The 16925-nt window shown below is 68.8% G+C and carries 17 protein-coding genes; 9 read left to right on the forward strand and 8 right to left on the reverse strand.

Features of this window, described 5'->3' with window-relative positions:
* Positions 1-120: 120 nt before the first annotated feature.
* The 6 genes from lexA to IGS68_RS12430 all read right to left on the reverse strand — a co-directional run bounded on the left by lexA (position 121) and on the right by IGS68_RS12430 (position 5089).
* Complete coding sequence (lexA, locus tag IGS68_RS12405) at positions 121-840, reverse strand: transcriptional repressor LexA (RefSeq protein WP_201080392.1); 720 nt, start codon at positions 838-840, stop codon at positions 121-123.
* A 131-nt stretch (positions 841-971) separates the two neighbouring features.
* Positions 972-2186, reverse strand: coding sequence for a molybdopterin molybdotransferase MoeA (locus IGS68_RS12410; protein WP_201080394.1), 1215 nt, complete (start codon positions 2184-2186; stop codon positions 972-974).
* Positions 2183-2665 (reverse strand): cyclic pyranopterin monophosphate synthase MoaC, encoded by a 483-nt coding sequence (gene moaC, locus IGS68_RS12415; RefSeq protein WP_201080396.1) that lies wholly within the window; start codon positions 2663-2665, stop codon positions 2183-2185. Before moaC ends, IGS68_RS12410 begins: the two co-directional genes overlap by 4 nt.
* A complete protein-coding gene (trpC, locus tag IGS68_RS12420; protein WP_201080398.1) occupies positions 2662-3465 on the reverse strand; it encodes an indole-3-glycerol phosphate synthase TrpC in 804 nt (267 codons plus the stop codon). The genes moaC and trpC overlap by 4 nt, the downstream gene beginning before the upstream one ends.
* Entirely contained in the window at positions 3462-4499 is a 1038-nt protein-coding gene (gene trpD, locus IGS68_RS12425) for an anthranilate phosphoribosyltransferase (RefSeq protein WP_201080400.1), read from the reverse strand. Before trpD ends, trpC begins: the two co-directional genes overlap by 4 nt.
* Positions 4496-5089 (reverse strand): anthranilate synthase component II, encoded by a 594-nt coding sequence (locus tag IGS68_RS12430; RefSeq protein WP_201080402.1) that lies wholly within the window; start codon positions 5087-5089, stop codon positions 4496-4498. The genes trpD and IGS68_RS12430 overlap by 4 nt, the downstream gene beginning before the upstream one ends.
* 254 nt (positions 5090-5343) lie before the next feature.
* Here IGS68_RS12430 and cueR point away from each other — a divergent pair, with 254 nt between their 5' ends.
* From cueR to IGS68_RS12445, 3 genes are read left to right on the forward strand one after another with little or no spacing between them, the layout of a single operon-like run.
* Entirely contained in the window at positions 5344-5754 is a 411-nt protein-coding gene (gene cueR, locus IGS68_RS12435; RefSeq protein WP_201080405.1) for a Cu(I)-responsive transcriptional regulator, read from the forward strand.
* A 3-nt stretch (positions 5755-5757) separates the two neighbouring features.
* On the forward strand, positions 5758-6900 hold the full coding sequence (locus IGS68_RS12440) for a divergent polysaccharide deacetylase family protein (RefSeq protein WP_201080407.1): 1143 nt from the start codon (positions 5758-5760) through the stop codon (positions 6898-6900).
* A gap of 52 nt (positions 6901-6952) precedes the next feature.
* Positions 6953-7165 carry a heavy-metal-associated domain-containing protein gene (locus IGS68_RS12445; RefSeq protein WP_201080409.1) on the forward strand — a complete coding sequence of 71 codons (213 nt, stop codon included), beginning with the start codon at positions 6953-6955 and terminating at the stop codon, positions 7163-7165.
* Positions 7166-7220: 55 nt separating this feature from the next.
* Here the strand turns inward: IGS68_RS12445 and trpE are convergent, their stop codons facing one another.
* Both trpE and IGS68_RS12455 read right to left on the reverse strand, forming a co-directional pair.
* A complete protein-coding gene (gene trpE, locus IGS68_RS12450) occupies positions 7221-8726 on the reverse strand; it encodes an anthranilate synthase component I (RefSeq protein ID WP_201080411.1) in 1506 nt (501 codons plus the stop codon).
* Between the two features lie 6 nt (positions 8727-8732).
* On the reverse strand, positions 8733-10613 hold the full coding sequence (locus IGS68_RS12455) for a SurA N-terminal domain-containing protein (RefSeq protein ID WP_201080413.1): 1881 nt from the start codon (positions 10611-10613) through the stop codon (positions 8733-8735).
* 235 nt (positions 10614-10848) lie between these two features.
* Here IGS68_RS12455 and tpiA point away from each other — a divergent pair, with 235 nt between their 5' ends.
* The 6 genes from tpiA to pdhA all read left to right on the forward strand — a co-directional run bounded on the left by tpiA (position 10849) and on the right by pdhA (position 16844).
* Complete coding sequence (gene tpiA / locus IGS68_RS12460; protein WP_201080416.1) at positions 10849-11604, forward strand: triose-phosphate isomerase; 756 nt, start codon at positions 10849-10851, stop codon at positions 11602-11604.
* Between the two features lie 121 nt (positions 11605-11725).
* A complete protein-coding gene (secG, locus tag IGS68_RS12465; protein ID WP_201080418.1) occupies positions 11726-12067 on the forward strand; it encodes a preprotein translocase subunit SecG in 342 nt (113 codons plus the stop codon).
* Positions 12068-12175: 108 nt separating this feature from the next.
* Positions 12176-13804, forward strand: a complete 1629-nt coding sequence (locus IGS68_RS12470) for a CTP synthase (RefSeq protein WP_201080420.1) — start codon at positions 12176-12178, stop codon at positions 13802-13804.
* A gap of 117 nt (positions 13805-13921) precedes the next feature.
* A complete protein-coding gene (eno, locus tag IGS68_RS12475; RefSeq protein ID WP_201080422.1) occupies positions 13922-15199 on the forward strand; it encodes a phosphopyruvate hydratase in 1278 nt (425 codons plus the stop codon).
* A 111-nt stretch (positions 15200-15310) separates the two neighbouring features.
* Positions 15311-15643 (forward strand): FtsB family cell division protein, encoded by a 333-nt coding sequence (locus tag IGS68_RS12480; protein ID WP_247881300.1) that lies wholly within the window; start codon positions 15311-15313, stop codon positions 15641-15643.
* A 193-nt stretch (positions 15644-15836) separates the two neighbouring features.
* Positions 15837-16844 (forward strand): pyruvate dehydrogenase (acetyl-transferring) E1 component subunit alpha, encoded by a 1008-nt coding sequence (pdhA, locus tag IGS68_RS12485; RefSeq protein WP_201080426.1) that lies wholly within the window; start codon positions 15837-15839, stop codon positions 16842-16844.
* The last annotated feature ends 81 nt before the right edge of the window (positions 16845-16925 follow it).

The following is a 16925-nucleotide window of genomic DNA, read 5'->3' on the forward strand; positions in this document are numbered from 1 at the left end:
CCGCCCGGACGGGCGTATCGCGGGCCAGACTACGGCGCATTCGTAAACGAAAAGGGCGGACCGGGGAGCCTCGCGAAGCTCCCCGGTCCGCCCCTCACGGCGGCGATCGCCGACTCGGCTTCAATAGCGCCGCAGCAGCCCCACGAGGCGGCCCTGGACGCGCACCCGGTCGGCGCCGAAGATGCGGGTCTCGAAGGCGGGGTTGGCCGGCTCTAGCGCCACGGTCTGGCCCTTGCGACGAAGGCGTTTCAAGGTCACCTCGTGCTCGTCGATCAGCGCCACGACGATCGTGCCGCTGTCGGCCATGTCGCACCGGTTGATGATGACCGTGTCGCCGTCCAGGATGCCGGCCTCGACCATGCTGTCGCCCGCGACTTCCAGCGCGTAGTGGTCCCCGGGCGGCAGCATCGTCGCCGGCACGTTGATCATCGCGCTGTTGTCGCGCAGCGCCTCGATCGGGGTACCGGCGGCGATCCGCCCGTAGAGCGGAAGCTGGATCGCCTCGGCCTCGGTGCTGGCCTCGCGCCCGGCCAGGGCGCCGGTGAAGTCGCCCTTGATCACGTTGGGCTGGAACTTCGGGCGATCGGGCGCGCGCTGCTGCGGGCGGGCCGACCCGGCTTCCGCCCCTTCCGGCAGCCGGAGCACCTCGAGCGCGCGGGCGCGGTGGGGCAGGCGGCGGATGAAGCCGCGCTCCTCCAGCCCGGTGATGAGCCGGTGGATACCCGATTTCGACTTCAATCCCAGGGCATCCTTCATCTCGTCGAACGAGGGCGAAACCCCGCCTTCGCCCAGCCGGTCGTTGATGAAGAGCAGAAGCTCGTATTGTTTACGTGTCAGCATCTACGCCCCCTGCGCGCGGGACCAACCGGTCCAGAACAAACCAAAAACATCAGTTTATGTTCTAGTTTGGTTCGCGAAAGGCGTCAAGCATTCGCTGAACAATTTTACCCTTGTCCTGCAGATCCGGTCACCTAGAGACTCAGGACTCCGCCGCCCAGGGGAAGAAATTCGACAGTGTCGCCGGCCGATGCGGCCGGTGCGAAGGGCGGGCGCACCACCAGGCAGTCGGCCCGGGCAAGCACCGTCAGCAGCGAACTGTCCTGCGATTCGAATGGGTTGGCGACCAGTTCGCCGTCCGGGCCGATACTCAGCGACGCCCGCAGATAATCTTCGCGCTGGTCGTTCTGCTTGACGGGCCGCCCCAGCACCGCCGTGCGGCGCGTTTCCTCCTCCGCCGGAAGCCCGAGCAGGCGGCGGAGCGCCGGCCTGAGGAACAGGACGGCGCAGACCTGACTCGACACCGGATTGCCGGGCAGCCCGAGGACGGGCACGTCGCCCAGCCGGCCGAACATCAGCGGTTTGCCCGGCCGCATGGCGATCTTGTAGAAATCCAGGTCCATGCCGCGGTCGCCCAGCACGCCGCGCACGAGATCGTATTCGCCCGCCGAGGCCCCGCCGGACGTCACCAGGATGTCGGCCCGTTCGGCACCCGTGACGAGTCGAGCCAGCGACTCCGGCGTATCCAGGGCGACGCCCAGATTGACCGGGACGCCGCCGCAGGCCGTGATCAGGCCGGCCAAGGCGAAGGCGTTCGAACTGACGATCTGGTCCGGCCCCAGGGGCTCCCCAGGGAGCACGATCTCGTCGCCCGTCGCCAGGATCGCGACCCGCGGGCGGCGGCGGACGCGGAGCCAGGGCCAATTCATCGCCGCGGCGAGTCCGACGTCCCGCGCCGTGAGCATGCGTCCGGCCGGTATGCCGACTTCGCCCCGCCGGAAGTCGATCCCCGCCAGCCGGACATGCCGGTGGCGGCCGACCGTCCGGAGGACGGTGACCGTGGCGCCGTCCGACTCGGTGTCTTCCTGCATGACGACGGCGTCGGCCCCGTCGGGCATCGGCGCGCCCGTGAAGATCCTGACCGCCTCTCCCGGTCCGACATGCCCCTTGAAGGCGTTCCCGGCCGGAGCCTCGCCGATGCGGCGCAGCTTCGCGGGGACCTGCGCCACGTCGGCGCAGCGCACCGCATAGCCGTCCATCGCCGACATGGAGACCGGCGGCTGGGTGAGCCGGGCGGTCACGTCCTCCGCCGTCACGCGGCCAAGCGCCTCGGTCAGTCCGACCAATTCGGCCGGCAGCGGCGACAGGGCGGCGAGGACGCGGGACCGGGCCTCGGCGACGGAGATCATCGAGGGGTCCCGTACTCGCCGCTCTTCCCGCCCGCCTTGTGGGCCAGCCGAACGTCGCCGATGGTCATGGCGCGGTCCACCGCCTTGCACATGTCGTAGACGGTGAGAGCCGCGACGGACACGGCCGTCAGGGCCTCCATCTCGACGCCGGTGCGTCCCTTCAGCTTGCAGGTCGCCGTGATGTCCACCGCGTTGCGGCCGGGATCGCAGGTCAGGTCGACCTTGGCCGAGGTCAGCGCCAGCGGATGACAGAGCGGGATCAGGTCGGGCGTCCGCTTGGCCGCCATGATCCCGGCGAGCCGCGCGACGGACAGCACGTCGCCCTTCTTCACCCCGCCGGACAGGATCAGGGCCAGGGTCTCCGCCGCCATGAAGACCGACCCGGTGGCGGTCGCCGTCCGTTCCGTCTCGTCCTTGTCGGAGACGTCGACCATCACGGCGCGTCCCTCGGCGTCGAAATGGGTGAAGCCGCCGGTCATGCGGCGGCCCGGCGGGTCAGCAGGGACCGAGTGGCCTCCGTCACATCGGACTGGCGCATCAGGCTCTCGCCGACCAGGAAGCAGCGTGCGCCGGCCCTGTCCATCCGCTCCAGGTCGTCCGGCCCGTATAGACCGCTCTCGCTGACCAGCAGGCGGTCCGCGGGAACCCGTGCCGCCAGTTCCTCCGTGACGGCAAGATCGACCGCCAACGTCTTGAGATTCCTGTTGTTGATACCGATCAGTTCACACGGAAGATGAAGAGCGCGGTCGAGTTCCTCGCCGTTGTGGACCTCCACCAGGACGTCCATGCCGTAGCGCGCCGCCACCTCGGCCAACTCGCGGGCCGTCGTGTCGTCGAGGGCGGCCATGATGAGCAGGATACAGTCGGCACCCAGCGCCCGGGCCTCAACCACCTGATAAGGATCCAGCATGAAGTCCTTGCGAAGACAGGGTAATTCGCAAGCTGCCCGGGCCTCCACCAGGAACGAATCCTGGCCTTGGAAATAGGGTATGTCAGTCAGGACGGACAAGCATGCGGCCCCGCCGGCCTGATAGGCATGGGCCAGCTCGGCGGGGTTGAAATCCTGTCGAATCAAACCTTTGCTGGGCGATGCTCGCTTGATTTCTGCGATCAGTCCATAGTCGCCCCCGGCCAGCTTCCGGCGCAGGGAGGCCGTGAAGCCCCGCGGCGGGCCGGCTTTCATCGCCGCGCGGTCGATTTCGGCGAAGCTGCGCTCGGCACGCCGCGCCGCCACGTGGGCGCGCTTGTCGGCACAGATGCGGGTGAGAACGTCGCTCATGCCGAGCCTCCGCTGTTGGTGATGGCGATCAGGCGGTCCAGTACGGTGCGTGCCCGGCCGCTGTCGATGGCGTCCCGGCCGAGGGCCACGGCTCCGCAGAGGTCCGGGGCCTTGCCGGCGACCAGCAGGGCCGCCGCGCTATTCAGCAGCACGATGTCGCGATAGGCTCCATGCGCGCCGGCGAGGACCGCGTTCAACGCCTCCGCGTTCGTCGCGGCGTCGCCGCCCTTCAGGTCGGACGGACTGGACAGCAGGAGTCCGGCCTGGGCCGGCTCGATGTCGAACCGGGTGACCACGCCGTCCTTCAGCTGCGCCACGTGGGAGGCGCCGGTGGTGGTCAGTTCGTCCAACCCGTCGGAGCCATGGACGACCCAGGCGGTTTCCGATCCCAGCCGGGCCAGGACCTGGGCGATCGGTTCCAGCCATTCCTTCGCGAAGACGCCGAGAAGCTGCCGCTTGGCGCCCGCCGGGTTCGACAGCGGACCCATCAGGTTGAAGATCGTCCGGGTGCCCAGCTCGACCCGCGTTCCCGCCACGTTGCGCATGGCCGTATGGTGGCGCGGCGCCATCAGGAAGCAGATGCCGATCTCGTCGAGCGCCCGCTGCACCAGCGCCATCTCGCACTCGATATCGACGCCCAGGGCGGTCAGCACGTCGGCGGCGCCGGACTTGCTCGAGGCCGCGCGGTTGCCGTGCTTGGCCACCGGAACGCCGCAGGACGCCACCACCAGGGCCGTCGCGGTCGAGATGTTGTAGGTGCCGGAAGCGTCGCCGCCCGTGCCGCAGGTGTCGATCGTGCCGGGAGGGGCCTTGATCGGCACCGCCTTCGCCCGCATGGTCCGGGCGGCGCCGGTGATCTCCTCCACCGTCTCCCCGCGCACCCGAAGCGCCATCAGGAAGCCGCCCATCTGGGCCGGCGTCGCGTTGCCCGACATGATGATGTCGAAGGCAAGCTCGGCCTCGGACTCGCCCAGGCGCCGGCCCGCGGCGACGCCGGCCAGGATCGCCTTCATGTCCGACATGTCCGCGGTCATGCCGCGCGCTCCGCCGGGGAGCCGGTCATCCGGACGAAGTTGGCCAGCAGCGCGTGCCCGTTCTCGGACGCGATGCTTTCCGGGTGGAACTGCACGCCGTGGATCGGCAGCTCGCGATGCATCAGGCCCATGATCAGGCCATCCTCGCTCTCCGCCGTCGCCTTGAGCGAGTCGGGCAGGGTCTCGCGCTCGACGATCAGGGAATGGTAGCGGGTCGCCGGAAAGGGGGAGGGCAATCCCGCCAGCACGCTTTCGCCGGAATGGCTCATCATGCTGATCTTGCCGTGCATCGGCGCCGGCGCCCGGACCACGTGCCCGCCGAACGCCTGCCCGATGGCCTGGTGGCCCAGGCAGACGCCCAGCAGCGGCAAGCGCCGTTCGGCGGCGGCGGCGATCATGTCCAGGCAGATGCCGGCCCTGTCGGGGTCGCACGGACCGGGAGACAGCACGATGCCGTCGGGGCGCAGATCGAGCGCCTGTGCCACCGTCAGTGCGTCATTGCGCTTCACCATGATCTCGGCGCCCAGTTCCCCGAGGAAATGGACGAGGTTGTAGGTGAAACTGTCATAGTTGTCGATCAGCAGCAGCATGCGGCAATCCGCGGCAAACAAATGGGAAACAGTGAGCCGCTACCCTACAAGGCGCGCCCGCGGATTTCCAGCACGCCGCTTGGGCCGCGGCAGGGATCATAGGGCGGGGTTCACGGGGCGGGGTCTTGACCTTCCCACCACTGGAAGCCCCATATCGGGATGTGGGACGGGACGCATGGGCAAGCTCTATGGGGTAACGGTCTGTTAACGATCACGATCGATCGTAACGCGCTGTCGAATGGGGAACTTGGGCAATGAACATCGGAACGGCTTCGAAACGGTCGGGCGTACCGGCCAAGACGATCCGCTATTACGAGGGCATCGGCCTGATCTCGTCGGCAGGCCGAAGCGCCAACGGCTATCGCGTCTACACGGAGGAGGAGGTCCAGACCCTGCGCTTCGTGTCGCACGCCCGGTCGTTGGGGTTCTCCGTCCGGGACGTCGGCAGCCTGCTGGCCCTGTGGCGCGACCGCAGCCGGGCCAGCGCCGACGTGAAGGCGCTCGCGCGCGGCCACATCGCGGAGATCGACGCGAAGATCGCCGAGCTTCGCAGCATCCGCGAATCGCTGCTCACGCTGGTGGATCGCTGCCATGGCGACGACCGACCGGACTGTCCCATCCTCGAATCGCTGGCGACCCCCACGTCGGCGGAGCATTGCGCCTGACCCATGGCATCTTCCAAGTCCAAACCGTCGAAACCGCGGCGCGCCCGGCCGAGATCCCTGCCCAGGGGACTCGCGCTGAGGGCGCTGGGCGGCCGCATCAGGCCGGTGGCCCTGGCCGGCGCGGCGATCGCCGCCACGTTCGGCGCCGGCGCGATATTCGGCTTCGTGTACCGCCACGAGCCGGAGCGCCCCCCGGCGCAGGTCGCGACCGTCCGCCCCGCGCCGGTGCGTCCGACCGCTCCCCGGATCGAGACGCCGCCGGTCGAGCCGCCCCGGCTCTCCGCGCCCGCCGAAGCCGTTCCGCCGGAGCCACCACAGCCGGCCCCGGCTGCCAAGCCGGTTCCGGCGCCGGCCATCCTGGCCGCCGTGCTGCCGCCGCCCCTGGCACCCGCCGTGCCGCCCGCCCAGGTGACTCCCGGTGCGCCCGCATGGCTCAAGAACGCCCTGCCGTTCACGGCGCCCCATTCGGGTCCGATGATCGCGATCGTGATCGACGACATGGGGCTCGACCGCAAAAGGAGCGCCCGCGTCGTAGGGCTGCCGGGGCCGCTGACCCTGGCCTGGCTGCCCTACGCCAACGATCTGCCCCGGCAAACCCGGGCGGCCCGCGCGGCCGGGCACGAGCTGATGGTCCATATCCCGATGGAGCCCCAGGGCGGCGACATCGATCCCGGGCCGGGCGCCATGACGGTGAGCGCCGGCAGCGGGGAACTGCTGCGGCGGCTCGACCAGGGTCTGAAGGCGTTCGACGGGTATATCGGCGTCAACAACCACATGGGCAGCCGGTTCACCGAGGACCGGCCGGGCATGCGCACCGTCCTGTCGGAGCTTCACCGGCGCGGGCTGATGTTCCTGGACAGCCGCACCACGACGCGCAGCGTCGCCTCCAGCGTCGCCCGCGAGCTGCAGGTGCCGACCGTCGGCCGGGACGTCTTCCTTGACCACGACATGAGCCCCGCGGCGGTGCGGGCGAGCCTCGCCAAGGTCGAGGCCGTGGCCAGGCGGCAGGGCTACGCGGTCGCCATCGGGCACCCGCACGACGCGACCGTCGACGCCCTGGCGCAATGGCTGCCGGCCGTCGCGGCGCGCGGCTTCGCGCTGGTGCCCGTCAGCACCGTCCTCAAGCACCGCCAGCCAAACGGCTGAAGCGGTATCCGCGCATCAACCAGAACCGACCAGAAGCACCGAGGAGAGAACCATGAGCACGAAGTACAAGGTATCCGGCATGACCTGCGGCGGCTGCGCCCGTTCGGTCACCAATGCGATCACCGCCAAGGATGGGCAGGCGAAAGTCGAGGTCGACCTGGCGGCCGGCACCGTCGCGGTGGACGGCAGCCTGTCGGCGGACGCCGTCAAGGACGCGGTCGAAGGCGCCGGATTCGATTTCGACGGCGTGGCGGCGGCGGCCTGACCGCCGCGAACGCCCTTGCGGCCCGGCTCGTGCCGGGCCGCGTCACCGGGCCGCGTCACCGGGACGAGGCGAACCGTACGGCCTCTTCCGCCGCCCGGATCAGCGCGCGGGACTTGTTCACCGTTTCCTGGTACTCGGATTCCGGATCGCTGTCGGCGACCACGCCGCCGCCGGCCTGGACATGCATCACGCCGTCCTTCAGCACGGCGGTCCGAAGCGCGATGCAGGTGTCCATGGCGCCGTTCGCGCCGAAATAGCCGACGCAGCCGCCATAGACCCCGCGGCGGGCCTTCTCCAGCTCGTCGATGATCTCCATCGCCCGCACCTTGGGCGCACCGGATACCGTGCCGGCGGGGAAGCCGGCGAACAGCGCGTCCAGGGCGTCGTATTTCGGGTCGATCGTTCCTTCCACGTTCGAAACGATGTGCATGACGTGGGAGTAATACTCGATCACCATCCGTTCCGTCACCGTGACGGAACCGATTTCGGCCACGCGCCCGACATCGTTGCGGCCCAGGTCGAGCAGCATCAGGTGCTCCGACAGCTCCTTGGGATCGGACAGCAGGTCGGCGGCCAGGGCCTTGTCCTCCTCCGGCGTGGCGCCGCGCTTGCGGGTGCCGGCGATCGGGCGAATCGTCACCTTGCCGTCGCGCAGCCGCACCAGGATCTCGGGGCTGGAGCCGACGATGCTGAGATCCTCGAAATCCAGGTACAGCAGGAACGGCGACGGGTTCAGCCGCCGTAGCGCCCGGTAGAGGCTGAAGGGCGGCAGCTCGAACGGGACGCTGAACCGGTGCGAGGGCACGACCTGGAACACGTCGCCGGCCCGGATGTACTCCTTCGCCCGCTCGACGATCGCGTGGTATTCCTCGCGCGTGGTGTTCGACACCGGCTCCGGCAAGGCCCGCGTCACCGCCGTCGCCTCGCGCCGGTAGGGCAGGTTGCGCTCCAGGTCCGAGATGGCGTCGCCCAGACGCTCCAGGGCGAGGTCGTAGGCGGCCTCGGCATCCAGGCCGGCAGCCGGCCAGACCGGCGTGACCAGGGTGATCTGGTTCTGGATCCCGTCGAACACCGCGATGATGGTCGGCCGCATCAGGATCGCGTCCGGGATGCCGAGCATGTCCGGGTTGTCGTCGGGCAGCCGCTCGATCAGCCGGACCATGTCGTAGCCCAGATAGCCGAACAGCCCGGCCGCCATGGGAGGCAACTCGGCCGGCAGGTCGATCCGGCTCTCGGCCAGCAACCCGCGCAATGCCTGGAGCGGCGGCTCGTCGGTCGGTTCGAACGCCTGGGCGTCGAACCGGGCCCGCCGGTTGATCTCCACCTTGTCGCGTCGGCACCGCCAGATCAGGTCCGGCTTCAGCCCGATGAACGAATAGCGGCCGCGTACCTCGCCGCCGGTGACCGATTCCAGAAGGAAGCAGTTCTTCTGGCCGTCGGCCAGCTTGATCATGGCCGAAACCGGGGTCTCGAGGTCGCTGACCAGGGTGGTCCAGACGACCTGGGGCCGGCCGGCCCCGTAGGTTTCGACAAAGCCGGGACGGGCGGGCAGGGCCTTCATGGCGGGTCAGTTCCGTTGGAACAGGGAGTCGACGGTGGATTGGTGGATCGACACCGCACGGCTCTGGCGCAGCGCGTCGGTGAACTGGGCCAGCAGGTCGCCCGCGACCGCCTGCTGGACGCCCTGGCGGAGCTGCGCCACCTGGGGTTCCGATGCGGCCGGATCGGCCTGCTGGATGTCGCGCAGGCGGATGACCAGCTGCCCGTCCTGGGTCGGCGTCACCGCGACTTCCCCCTGCGACATCTCGAACAGCTGCTGGACGGAAGCGGGCGGCAGGCCGCCGGACTCGCGGCCGGCCCGGGTCAGGGGAGGCGTCACGCCCTCGACGGCGCCCGGCACCAGGGATGCCGCCTCGGCGGCCGGCGTGCCGGCCCTCAGCCGCTCCGCCATCTCCTCGGCACGCTGGGCCGCCAGCTTGGAGCGCTGCTCGGCTTGCCAGGCGGCGACCACCTCGTCGCGGATGGCGTCGAGCGGGCGGAGCGCCGCCGGGGTGACGGCATCGACCCGGGTGACGAAGTAGTCGCCGCCCTGGATTTCGGTCAGATTGCCGGTCGCGCCCTGCTGAAGCGCGAAAGCCGTCTGGGCGATCTGCTGGGCGCCGGGCAGTCCCTCCACCGCGCCGCCGTCCGGCCGCCGGCCGGTCGCGTCGATCGCCTCGACCTGGGTGACGCGCAGGCCCAGCCGCTGGGCCGTGTCCTCGATGCTGGCGCCGCCGGCCAGCTCGTCCTCGACCTTGTTGGCCAGTTCGTAGACCTGATCCACCGCGCGGTCGCGCTTCAGCTCGGCCAGGAGGGCGTCCCGCACCTGCTCGAAGGTCTGCACGCTGCCCGGCTCGACATCCTTGACCCGCATGACATGCCAGCCGAGCGGGCTCTGGATCGGCGCGCTGACCTCCCCTTCCTGAAGGGCGAACACCGGTTCGGCCAGTTCGCCCAGCAGATCCTCGCGGGCGAGGCCGTTGAGCGTCAGCACCTCCGCGCCGCCGCTCGCCGCCGCCGTCTCCAGGGTCTGCCCCTGGCCGAGCGAGGTCTCGATAGTGCGCGCGGTCTCTTCGTCCTGCACCAGGACCTGGTCGACCGTACGGCGCTCGGGCGTCTGGAACTCGGCGGCCCGGGCATCGTAGGCGGCCCGCAGGTCCTCCTCGGAAACGGCGATCTCGCCGGCGACGTCGTCCGCCGTCAGCAGGGCGACAGTCAGCTTGCGGAACTCCGGCGCGGTGAAACGGACCGCCTTCTCCTGATGGAAGGCGGACAGGGCGGCATCGTCGGGCGCGCCGACATTGCCCATGGCGGCGTTGGGCACCAGGATCGTCTCGGCGACCCGACGCTCGGCCTGCCGGCGGAACAGGTCCTCCACCAGCGGTGCCGGGGCCTGGGCGCCCGCGGCAACCGCGCCGACCAGCTGGGTCCGCTTGATCTCCGCCCGCAGGATCTGGACATAGCCTTCCTCGGTCAGCTGGTTGGCGGCCAGGACGCGGCGGAACTGGTCGGGATCGAACTGGCCGAGCTGGTTGCGGAAGGCCGGCTCCTCGCGCAGTTCGTTCAGCACGAGCTGGTCGCTGACCCGCAGCCCGGCCTCGTCGGCCGCCTGGCTCAGCAGGGTGCGCTGGACGAGCTGTTCCAGCGTCTGGTCGACCAGGCCCAGTTGGCGGGCCTGCTCGGCGTCGATCTGGCCGCCCAGCATCTGGCGCAGCCTGTTCAGCTCCTGGCGGAAGGCGTTGTCCAATTCCTGGGTCGAGATCTTGACGTCCCCGACCTCGGCGACGGTGGTGTCGGTCCGGCCGCGGAAGATGTCGCCGATGCCCCATACCGCGAAGCTGAGGATCAGGAGGGCGAACAGGATCTTGACGACCCATGAACCGACGGTGCTGCGCAGGGCTTGAAGCATGATCCAACGTCTTGAAAGCGGGGCCGGTCGGACCGGCAATTATAACTACGTTGCGACGGCGCCGCCGCGATGGCGCGGCATCATAGGTGCCGGTCCCCATAGCGGCAACAGGGGATTTCCCGGGGCAACCTCCCGCCGCGACCGCCGCCGGATGCGCGCCGGTGTGGAATTGCGCGCCCGCGCTTGCTAGACAGCGTCCCACCTTCGCTGCAACCCATGACGAGATGGAGAGCCCATGCCCGCACGTCGCAAGCTGATCGCCGGAAACTGGAAGATGAACGGCCTCCACGCCGCCGGGCTGGAACTGGCGACCGACCTGGCCCGCCGGCTGGCCTCGGCCGGAACGGTCGGTTTCGACATGCTGGTCTGCCCGCCGGCCACCCTCGTCCATCCCGTCGCCGGCACCGTCGCCGGGACGCCGCTCGCGGTCGGCGGCCAGGACTGCCATCCGAAGGAATCGGGCGCCCATACCGGCGACATCAGCGCCGCCATGCTGGTGGACGCGGGTGCGCGCTTCGTCATCGTCGGGCACTCCGAGCGGCGGCAGAACCACGGCGAGGACGACGCCCTGGTCGCGGCCAAGGCGGCGGCGGCCCATGCCGCCGGGCTGGTCGCCATCGTCTGCGTCGGCGAGACGCTGGAGCAGCGCGAAGCGGGACAGGCGCTGGATGTGGTCGCCTCCCAGGTGGCGGGATCGCTGCCGGCCGGCGCCGACGCCGCGAACACGGTCATCGCCTACGAGCCGGTCTGGGCCATCGGCACGGGCAAGACCGCGACCGCCGCCGACGTGGCCGAGGTGCACGCCCACATCCGCGGCACCCTTGCCGGCCGGGCCGGCGACCCGGACGCGGTGCGCATCCTGTACGGCGGTTCGGTGAAGCCGTCCAACGCCGCCGAGCTGATGGCGGTGGAGGACGTGGACGGCGCCCTGGTCGGCGGCGCCAGCCTGGTGGCCGACGATTTTTGGGCCATCGCGGAAACTTGCCGCTAGCGAAACCGCCGGCGAGTTAGTAAATATCGGCCGGAGGCGCGCCAAGCCCAACCGAAAGGGGCGGCTGGCGCGCTTATCGGTTTTTGAGAATGGTTTTCTTTTCAGAGAAGGTTTCCGAACCATGGAAGCAGTGGTTCTGGTCGTGCACCTGCTGATCGCGATCTCGCTGATCGGCGTGGTGCTGGTGCAGAAATCGGAAGGCGGCGGCCTGGGCATCGGCGGCGGCGGCGGGGGCGGCGGCATGATGTCGGCCCGCGGCACGGCGAACCTGCTGACCCGCACCACCGCCATCCTGGCGGGCTGCTTCATGCTGACGAGCCTTGTCCTGGCGGTTATGGCGGGCAGCCATTCCAGCCCGCGCTCGATCATCGATTCGATGCCGCCGGCTCCCCAGCAGTCGGCTCCCCCGGCGGATGCCCCGCCGGCACCTCCCGCCGCACCGTCGGCGCCCGTCTCCCAGTAGGCGGCAGGGGCCCGGAAGCAGGGCCGGGCATCAAGTGGTCGGGAGGCGGCTGATCGGCCGCCTCTCTCATTTCAGGCACAGTGTTCACTCCCGGATCGGCAAGGCACCATGACTCGGTACATTTTCATTACCGGCGGCGTCGTCTCCTCGCTCGGCAAAGGCCTCGCCTCGGCGGCCCTCGGCGCGCTGCTCCAGGCGCGCGGCTTCAAGGTCCGCCTGCGCAAGCTCGACCCCTACCTCAACGTCGATCCGGGCACCATGAGCCCGTACCAGCACGGCGAGGTCTACGTCACCGACGACGGGGCGGAAACCGACCTGGATCTCGGCCATTACGAGCGCTTCACCGGCGTCTCGGCGCGCCGGAGCGACAACGTCACCACCGGGCGGATCTACTCCACCGTGATCCAGCGCGAGCGGCGCGGAGACTATCTGGGCGCCACGGTCCAGGTCATCCCGCACGTGACCGACGCGATCAAGGAGTTCATCCGGGCCGACATCACGGACGAGGATTTCGTCCTGTGCGAGATAGGCGGCACCGTCGGCGATATCGAGAGCACGCCCTTCCTGGAGGCGATCCGTCAGTTCGGCAACGAGGTCGGCACCGACCGCGCGCTGTTCATCCACCTGACGCTGCTGCCCTACATCCCGTCGGCCGGCGAGTTGAAGACCAAGCCGACCCAACACTCGGTGAAGGAACTCCTGAGCGTCGGCATCCAGCCGACCATCCTGCTGTGCCGCGCCGACCGGCCGATCCCGGAGAGCGAGCGCCGCAAGATCGGCCTGTTCTGCAACATCCGGCAGGAGCGGGTGATCGCGGCCCTCGACGTGGACACGATCTACGCGGTTCCGATCAGCTACCACGAGCAGGGCTTCGACGTTCAGGTGCTGAGCTATTTCGGCCTGCCCCACGACGGCGAGCCGGACCTCAGCCGCTGGCGCCGGATCGTCCAGACCGTCCGCCAGCCCGAGGGCGAGGTGACCATCGCGGTGGTCGGCAAGTACACCAGCCTTCTCGACAGCTACAAGTCGCTCGCCGAGGCGCTGATCCACGGCGGCATCGCCAACAATGTCCGGGTCAGGCTGGACTGGATCGACGCCGAGATCTTCGAGTCCGACGACGCGGTCCAGCATCTGGAGCATGTCCACGGCATCCTGGTGCCCGGCGGCTTCGGCGAGCGCGGCTCGGAGGGCAAGATCCGGGCGGTCCAGTTCGCCCGGGAGCACAAGGTGCCCTATTTCGGCATCTGCTTCGGCATGCAGATGGCCGTTATCGAGGCGGCGCGGCACATGGCGGACGTGCCGAACGCCGGCTCGACCGAGTTCGGCCGCGACGTCGTCCCGGTGGTCGGCCTGATGACCGAATGGCAGCGCGGCAACCAGACCGAGTTCCGGACCGGCGGCGACGACCTGGGCGGCACCATGCGGCTGGGAGCCTATCCCTGCCGATTGGTCGAGGGATCGAAGATCCGGGAGATCTATGAGTCGGAGACGATCAGCGAGCGGCACCGCCACCGCTACGAGGTCAACATCAATTTCCGCGGCCAGCTGGAATCGGCGGGCCTGCTCTTCTCGGGCCTTTCGCCCGACGGCACCCTGCCGGAGATCGTCGAGCTGCCGGGCCACCCCTGGTTCGTCGGCGTGCAGTTCCATCCCGAGCTGAAGTCCAAGCCGCTGAGCCCGCACCCCCTGTTCACCGATTTCATCCGCGCCGCGATCGAGCAGAGCCGGCTGGTCTGATCCGGCGGCAGAGGCGGCGCGACCGCGGAGGACGTGCCGCCTGCCGCCTTGATAACCCGCCCCGCGGCCTTTATGACTTCGCCCCGACAACGCCATAAAGCCACCTCGGGGTTAATCATGTCCGTCATCACCGACATCCACGCGCGCGAGATTCTCGACAGCCGCGGCAATCCGACCGTCGAGGTCGACGTCACCCTGGAATCCGGCGCCTTCGGCCGGGCCGCCGTCCCGTCGGGAGCCTCGACCGGCGCCCACGAGGCGGTCGAGCTGCGCGACGGCGACAAGGGCCGCTATGGCGGCAAGGGCGTGCTGAAGGCGGTCGATGCCGTCAACGGCGAGATCTTCGACGCGCTGGCGGGCATGGAGGCCAGCGAGCAGGGTGCCGTGGACGCGCTGATGCTCGACCTGGACGGCACGCCCAACAAGGGCAGGATCGGGGCCAACGCGATCCTGGGCGTCAGCCTGGCGGTCGCCAAGGCCGCCGCGCAGGAGGCCGACCTGCCGCTCTACCGCTATGTCGGCGGCGCCTTCGCCAACATGCTGCCGGTCCCGATGATGAACATCATCAACGGCGGCGCCCACGCGGACAACCCGATCGACATCCAGGAATTCATGATCATGCCGGTCGCGGCGGAGAGCTGCGCCGACGCGATCCGCATGGGCGCCGAGGTCTTCCAGTCCCTGAAGAAGAAGCTGAAGGACGCCGGCCACAACACCAATGTCGGCGACGAGGGCGGCTTCGCCCCCAACCTCGCCTCGACCGACGACGCGCTGGGCTTCGTGATGAAGGCGATCGAGGCCGCCGGCTACAAGCCCGGCGAGGACATCATGCTGGCCCTCGACGCTGCCTCGACCGAGTTCTTCAAGGACGGCAAGTACGACTTGGCGGGCGAGGGCAAGGTGCTCGACGCCGAGGCCATGGTCTCCTACTGGACCGACCTGATCGGCCGCTACCCGATCATCTCGATCGAGGACGGCATGGCCGAGGACGACTGGGACGGCTGGGCGGCGCTGACGGCGGCGATCGGCGGCAAGGTCCAGCTGGTCGGCGACGACCTGTTCGTGACCAACCCGACCCGCCTGACGGACGGCATCGCCAGGGGCGTGGGCAACTCCATCCTGGTGAAGGTCAACCAGATCGGCAGCCTGTCGGAGACGCTCCACGCGGTGGAGATCGCCCACAAGGCCTCCTACACCGCCGTCATGTCCCACCGGTCGGGCGAGACCGAGGACGCCACCATCGCCGACCTGGCGGTGGCTACCAACTGCGGGCAGATCAAGACCGGATCCCTGTCCCGGTCGGACCGGCTGGCCAAATACAACCAGCTGATCCGGATCGAGGAACAGCTCGGCAGTTCGGCGCGGTTCGCGGGAAAGAGCGTCATCCGCGGGTAACGCTGCAACATTTGCGGCACCTGTTGCCCAATCGATAGTTTTCATTTGACGCGATGGAAATCTTCGTGATTCCATCGCGTCATGACTGCAATAGATCATGTAAAAGACGCCATGGGCCGCGCCCTGCGTCAGACGATCGGCCCCGCGATCGGTGCCGCCATCGTCGGCTATTTCGCGTATCACGCGGTCCAGGGCGACCGCGGGTTGATCGCGCTTTCCCATCTCCAGAGCGAGATCCAGCAGGCCCAGGCCACCCTGGCCCAGGTCAGCGAGCAGCGCATCGAGCTGGAGAAGCGCGCGTCCCTGCTGCGGCGTGATCATCTCGATCCGGACATGTTGGATGAACGCGCCCGGGCGGTACTGAACTACAGCCACCCGGACGACGTTATCATTCTCGTACCGCGTAGCAGCGTTGCGCCGCCGGTAACCGCCGGTCAGCCCTGATCACCGAGGCGCTGAAAAAGCATTGCATTGCCATGAGCTTAACTGAATCCAGGTTAAGGCCAAATTCACGTTAGATTACAAGGTATTGCGAGAAATGCAGTTGCGCTGTGAGCGGTACGGCGTTAGTTCTATCCCAAGCAAGAGCCTGGGCGGGAAGGGACGGACCCCTCCCGCCTAACATCGGGAGGAGCACTTGGCTACGTCCAGACGTCGCAAGCCGCAGGCTGACGAAACCCCTCAATATTCACCCGAGGAACTGCTCAAGTACTACCGCGAGATGCTGCTCATCCGCCGCTTCGAGGAGAAGGCCGGGCAGATGTACGGCATGGGCCTGATCGGTGGCTTCTGCCACCTGTATATCGGCCAGGAGGCGGTGGTCGTGGGCATGCAGAACGTCCTGATCCCCGGCGACAGCATCATCACCAGCTATCGCGACCACGGCCATATGCTCGCCACGGACATGGACCCGAAGGGCGTCATGGCCGAATTGACCGGACGCCGCGGCGGCTACTCGAAGGGCAAGGGCGGCTCGATGCACATGTTCAGCCGCGAGAAGAAGTTCTTCGGCGGCCACGGCATCGTCGGCGCCCAGGTGCCGATCGGCACCGGCCTCGCCTTCGGGCACAGGTACTCCCAGGACGGCAACATCAACGTCACCTATCTGGGTGACGGCGCCATCAACCAGGGGCAGGTCTACGAGAGCTTCAACATGGCGGCCCTCTGGAAGCTTCCGATCGTCTACGTGATCGAGAACAACAAGTACGCCATGGGCACGTCGCAGCACCGCGCGTCCGCCGGCGAGCTGTGCGAGCGCGGCAGCGCCTACGGCATCCCGGGGCATGTGGTCGACGGCATGAACGTGCTCGCCGTCCGGGAAGCGTCCGAGGAAGCGGCCGCCCACGCGCGCGAGGGCAACGGGCCGGTCATCCTGGAGATGAAGACCTACCGCTACCGCGGCCACTCCATGTCGGACCCCGCCAAGTACCGCACCAAGGAAGAAGTCACCAAGATGCGGACGGAGATGGACCCGATCGACAACCTCAAGAAGCTGCTGCTGGAGAACGGCTCGGCGGACGAGGATGCGCTCAAGGCGATCGACCGGGATATCAAGAACATCGTGGCCGAGGCCGCGGAGTTCGCGACGCAGAGTCCGGAACCCGACCCCGCGGAGCTTTGGACCGACGTCCTGGTCGACGCTTAAAGCCGCAACATCAGCTTGAGGCCACCCCGGGGCGCCGCCGCCATGCCGGCGTCGCCCCTCGCGCTGCCGCCCGGAGAAGGC

The sequence above is a fragment of the Skermanella sp. TT6 genome, assembly GCF_016653635.2.
In the GTDB taxonomy this organism is placed as follows: domain Bacteria; phylum Pseudomonadota; class Alphaproteobacteria; order Azospirillales; family Azospirillaceae; genus Skermanella; species Skermanella cutis.